Source organism: bacterium (assembly GCA_021372775.1).
Classification (GTDB): domain Bacteria; phylum Acidobacteriota; class Polarisedimenticolia; order J045; family J045; genus JAJFTU01.
Genome location: JAJFTU010000378.1, coordinates 1 through 5,599, shown reverse-complemented (window position 1 = coordinate 5,599; position 5,599 = coordinate 1). Strand labels below are relative to the sequence as shown.

At 72.1% G+C, this 5,599-nt stretch carries 4 protein-coding genes; 1 reads left to right on the top strand and 3 read right to left on the bottom strand.

The features are described from left to right. Positions 1 to 422, top strand: a 422-nt coding sequence (locus LLG88_12495) for a hypothetical protein (protein ID MCE5247723.1), incomplete at its 5' end; no start/stop codon positions are given. Positions 423 to 432: 10 nt separating this feature from the next. On the opposite strand, the gene LLG88_12490 is transcribed toward LLG88_12495, so the two are convergent. The 3 genes from LLG88_12490 to LLG88_12480 form a co-directional block, all read right to left on the bottom strand. Then, complete coding sequence (locus LLG88_12490; GenBank protein MCE5247722.1) at positions 433 to 2,718, bottom strand: cbb3-type cytochrome c oxidase subunit I; 2,286 nt, start codon at positions 2,716 to 2,718, stop codon at positions 433 to 435. Positions 2,719 to 2,876: 158 nt separating this feature from the next. Continuing rightward, complete coding sequence (gene sppA, locus LLG88_12485) at positions 2,877 to 4,667, bottom strand: signal peptide peptidase SppA (GenBank protein ID MCE5247721.1); 1,791 nt, start codon at positions 4,665 to 4,667, stop codon at positions 2,877 to 2,879. An 86-nt stretch (positions 4,668 to 4,753) separates the two neighbouring features. After that, positions 4,754 to 5,599 (bottom strand): hypothetical protein (locus tag LLG88_12480; protein MCE5247720.1); only part of this gene is annotated, 846 nt, incomplete at its 5' end.

Here is a 5,599-nt window from a genome sequence, read left to right as displayed (position 1 = left end):
CGACGCCGGCGCCGGCCCCGCCGCCCGCGCCGCGCGAAGAGCCGCCCGCGCCGCGCGAAGAGCCGCCCGCGGCCGAGGCGGCGACGCCCCCGGCCCCGCCTTCCCCGCCCCGGCCGCCGCAGGCCGAAGCGCCGATCCCCGAGGGCGCGATCGTCGGCACGATCGCCGGGAGGGCCGAATTGGCGGCGGAGATCGTCGTCGCCGGACCGGACAACGTCCTCGCCGTCGCCGCGCGCGAGAAGCCGCGCATGGACGGCCCGCGGGCCGTCTTCCGCATCGAAGGGCTGCGCCCCGGCCGCTACCGCGTCGTCGCGATGGGCGCGAACGGGGCCTCGCTGGCGACGACGCCGGCGTGGGCCGAGGCGACGCTGCGCCCCGGCGCCGGCGCGCGCGTCGAGATCCGCGTGGACGGCGCGCTCTGAGGGCGCGCCGTCACGCCGCCGCCTCGCGGTCCTTGCCGAAGACCAGCTTCGCCGCCGCCAGCGCCAGCGGCGCGACGCCGACGAAGAGGAACGTCAGGTCGGCGGCGATCCGCGCCCACTCCAGCGCGTGGTACGTCCCTCCCATCAGGAACTCGAGGCGCCGCGCGTGCCAGTAGCCGTTCGACAGCGCGTCCCAGAGCTGCAGCGCGCCCCCGGGAAAGAGATCGAGCAGCAGCATCAGCCCGAGCCCCGCGTTGAGCCCGACGAAGCCGACGCGGATCAGCCCTTCGGCGCGCTCCCAGGCCGCGTCGCTCCGCAGCGCCCGCAGGCAGAAGACCATCACCGCCAGGGCGAGCATCCCGAAGACGCCGAACATCGCCGCGTGGCCGTGGTTCGCGGTCAACGTCGTGCCGACCTCGAAGTAGGAGATGATCGGCAGGTTGATCAGGAAGCCGAAGACCCCCGCGCCGACGAAGTTCCAGACGCCGACGGCGATCAGGAACTTGATCGTCCAGCGGTGCCGCGCCGCGAGCGGCCGCCCGCAGTCGGCGCAGGCCTGGTCCTTGAGGCGGATGAAGTCCCAGGCGTCGAGCGTCAGCAGCGTGAGCGGGACGACCTCCAGCGCCGAGAAGCACGAGGCGAGCCCCATGTTCAGCGTTCCCTGCCCGGTGAAGTACCAGTGGTGCCCCGTCCCCACGATCCCGCCCGCCAGGTAGAGGATCGCGTCGAGGTAGACGAGGCGCGCGGCCGACCTCGCCGTCACCAGCCCCAGTTGGTGGAAGATCACGGCGACGAGGACGGTGGCGAAGAGTTCGAAGAATCCCTCCACCCAGAGGTGGATGATCCAGAAGCGCCAGTTGTCGATCACCGCGAAGTTCGTCCGCGGGCCGTAGAAGAGCGCGGGGACGTAGAAGAGCGGAATCGCCAGCGCCGCGCAGAAGAAGAGCGCGGGCAGTTCGCCGCGCGCCTTGTCCTTCATCGCCGGGCGCAGCGCGCGGAACATCAGGAGCAGCCAGAAGGCCAGCCCCGCCGCCAGCAGAAGCTGCCAGAACCGCCCCAAGTCGAGGTACTCGCTCCCCTGATGCCCGAGCCAGAACCAGAGGTCCTTCAGCTTGTCCGCCAGCCCCGCCATTTCGCCGAAGAGGCTGCCGACGACGACGACGACCAGCGCGCCGAGCAGCGCCAGCACGCCGGTGCGCTGTCCCTTCGGATCGCCGCCGCCGACGAGGGCGGCGAGGAACAGGCCGCCGGCGACCCACGACGTCGCGATCCAGAAGATCGCCAGTTGGAGATGCCAGGTCCGCGCGAGGTTGTACGGCAGCACGGCGGCGAGGTCGAAGCCGTAGAACCCGCCGGGCTCGACGCGGTAGTGGGCGAGCGCGCCCCCCAACGCGGCCTGCGCGAGAAAGAGCGCCGCGACGACGGCGAAGTAGAGGCCGAGCGCCTTCTGGCTGGGCGTCGGCTTCCACCCGTGGATCGGCCCGACGTGGACCGGCGCGGCCCCCGCGTCGCCGCGCCAGCCGAGATAGTCGAACTTGCCGAACGCGAAGAGGATCGCGCCGAGGCCGCCCAGCAGCGCGACGAGGCTGAGCGCGCTCCAGAAGTAGGCCGAGGCGGTCGGGACGTTCCCGACGAGCGGCTCGTAGGGCCAGTTGTTGGTGTACGAGTAGTCCCGCCCGGGACGCGGGGCGACCGTCGCCCACGTCGCCCAGGCGAAGTAGGCGGAGAGCCGCCGCAGTTCCCCGCCGTCGCGGACGACCTTCGCCGGAAGCCCGGGCGCCGCGGTCGGGCCGGCGAAGTAGTTCGCCCACTCCGCGGCCTGCGTCCGGAACGAGGCCGCCTCGACGTCCGTGAAGACGAGGACGTCCGCGCCCGCGTCGTAGCGGTTTTGCCGGAGCTCCCGCTTCAACGTCTCCCCGACCGCGAGCGCCGACCCTTCGTCCAGCGCCCCGAACGGCTTGCCGAAGCGGGCCTGCGCGAGCGCGTCCCGGCCGATCTCGGCGAGCCGGTGGAGATACTCGGCGGTGTAGTCGGGGCCGAGGTACGCGCCGTGCCCCCACAGCGTGCCGTGCTCCATCAGGCCGTGCTTGAAGAAGACCTCCTGTCCGCCCTCGATGTCCGCGCGCGCGAAGAGCGTCTCGCCGGCGCGGTCCACGACCTTGCCGGGGATCGGCGGCGCGCCGCGGTAGGTTTCGAAGGCGACGAGCGCGAGGAGCGAGAAGCCGACGGCCATCACGAGGACGACCGATCGGCGCCACCAGCGCGACAAGGGAGGGTCGAACGGCCGGTCGGTCATGGGGGTCTCCGCGGACGACGGGCCGGCGCGGCGGGGACCGCGCCGGGAACGTCCTCCATGTACGACGACGGGACCGGCCCGACAGCGCCGGGAAACGAAAGGCCCCCGCCCGGACGAGCCGGAGCGGGGGCCGAAAGGCGGCCTCGCGGCCGAAGAGGTCAGTGGATGTTCAGGTCGTAGGGCATCCGCGCGTAGACGCCGCGCGGATCGTTGAGCGCCGAGAAGCGCCGCGCCTGATCGAGCAGCTCGCGCGCCGGAGCGGCGATCGAGACGTCGTCGGCGGTCTGGTCCTCGCCGTCCTCGCCGAGGGCGGTGATGATCTGCTCCATCGGGTTCTTCTTCACTTGGTAGATCGCCAGCGAGTAGTTGTCGCCGAGCTTGGCCGACTGCGCCGCGCAGCGGATCGCGTCCTCGAGGCCGCCCATCTCGTCCACGAGGCCGAGAGCCTTGGCCTCGACGCCGGACCAGACGCGCCCCTGCGCGATCTCCTCCACCTTGGCCCGCGGGAGCTTGCGCCCTTCGACGACCTTGGAGATGAACTCGCTGTAGATCCAGTCGACTTCGCCCTGGATCAGCGCCAGCTCCTCCGGCGTCTTCGCGCGGTAGACCGTGCCGAGGTCGGCGTACTTGCCGGTCTTCACCACGTCGCTGCCCACGCCGACGTTGTTCATCAGCTTCTCGAAGTTCGGCAGCATCCCGAAGACGCCGATCGAGCCGGTGAGCGTCGTCGGCTCGGCGAAGATCTTGTCGCCGTAGGTCGAGATCCAGTAGCCGCCCGAGGCCGCGACCGTGCCCATCGACACGATCACCGGCTTCTCGCGCTTGAGGAGCCGCACCTCGCGCTGGATGACTTCGGAGGCCGAGGCGCTGCCGCCGGGGCTGTTGACGCGGAGCACGACCGCCTTCACGTCCTTGTCCTGGCGGGCGCGGCGCAGCAGGCGGGCGAAGTAGTCGCCGCCGACGTTGGTGCGCGAGCCGCCGTCCACGATGTCCCCTTCGGCGTAGAGCACGGCGACCTGCCCCTTGCCGCGGCGCCTCTCGCCGAGCGTCTTGAGGTACTCGCCGAGCGTGATCTGCCGGAACGGCTTCGCCGCGTCGGTCACGCCGGTGTCCTTGCGCAGTTCGTCGAGCACGTCGTCGAAGTAGGCCGTCTTGTCGGCCAGCTTCGCGTCCACCATCTCGACGCCGCGGAGCATCCCCTTCGTGTCGGCGATCCGCTGCAGCTGATCGACCGGCACGCGGCGCGCCGCGGAAACGGCCTTCAGGTACTCGTCCCACATGTCGCCGAGCAGCTTCTGGATCTGCTCCCGGTTGGCGTCGCTCATCTTGTCGAGGATGAACGGCTCGACGGCCGACTTGTACTTGCCGACCCGCGTGACCTGCACGCCGACGCCGAACTTCTCGAACGCCTTGGCGTAGAAGAGCGGCTGCGAGGCGAAGCCGTTGAACTCCAGCCCGCCGAACGGGTTGACGACGACTTCGTCGGCGACCGAGGCGAGGTAGTACGACTCCTCGGTGTAGGCCTGGGAGTAGACGACGATCCGCTTCCCCTTGGCGCGGAACGCGGCGAGGTTGTCGCGGATCTCCTTCAGCGCGCCCCAGCCCGAGCTCCAGCCGGAGCGGACGATCGTGCCGGTGAGGTAGATCCCCTTGACCCGCTTGTCGTCGCCGGCGCGGCGGATCGCCTCGGTGACCGTCCAGAGGTTGATCCCGTGCCCGGGGCCGCCGAACGCCGCGTCCTGCAGGACGTCGCGCGGACTCCTGTCGGACGGCTTGTCGATGATCGGCGCCGAGAGGTCGAGGACGAGGTAGGAGCCCGGCGCGACCTTCGGCGTCTCCTTGCCGCCGACGACGACGGCCACGAAGAAGAACATCGCGGCGACGACGCCTCCGACCACGACCGCCAGCGCGAGCAGCGCGGCGAAGAACATCTTCACGAAGTCTTTCATCGATCTCTCCCGGGGCCGGACCCCCTCCGGCCGTCCCGGGAAGTGTCGCACAGCGCGCCGGGCGCGGGGCGCCGGTCGCGCCCGATTTACGGCCGGTCGGCGCGGGCGATCGCCCTCCGCCAGAGCCCGGAGACGACAAGCTGGTCCGGAACGACCCGCCGCTCCCCGGCCGCGCCGCGGAGGGTGAAGACCGCGCCGTCGAAGTCGAACCGCAGCGTCTCGCCGCGGCGGCCGGCGATCCGGTCGCCGCCCGTCTCGCCGCGGAGGACGAAAACGACTGCCGCGGCCGATAGCCCGCGCCCAGGCGCCGGAAGGCGGTCGAGCGCGTAGAGGACGTCCCCCTCCGCCCACGACACCGCGAGCAGCGCGCCGCCGCGCGCCGCGACCGTCCAACTCGCGACGTGCGGCTCGCGCTTCTGCCACGAGCCGCCGTAGGCGACGAGCCGCTCCAGCGCCTCGCGGCCGCAGTACGGCGCCGCGGCCGGCGGCCGGACCTGCGCGCAGTGGGCCGCGAGCGCGTCGAAGTCCGGGGCGTATCCCCCGAGCCGCAGCCGGTCGAGGCGGCTCAGCTGGAAGTCGGTGAACGACTGCCAGGCCTGGTAGACGATCTCGACCGCGCGGGCGTCGCCGGCGCAGGCCCCGACGAAGTAGGCCGCGCCCGCGCCGCGCCCTTCCACCCGCGCGCGGCACGGCGCGCCGGCGCCGACGATCTCGACCTCGCCGCGCGCGACGCCGCGGTCGTCGTTCCCCAGCCACAACGTCATCTCGGCGCGCGGCGCGCCGTCGCTCCAGCCGTGGACCGGATAGCTGCGGTGGCGGGAGAAGGAGAAGCGGGTCGCGTCCGCGACCGGCGCGGCGTCCTCGCCGTTGCGCAGCAGCGCGGCGAGCCCCGCCCGGTCGGCGAAGGAGTACGGCGCCCAGTAGTGGACGTG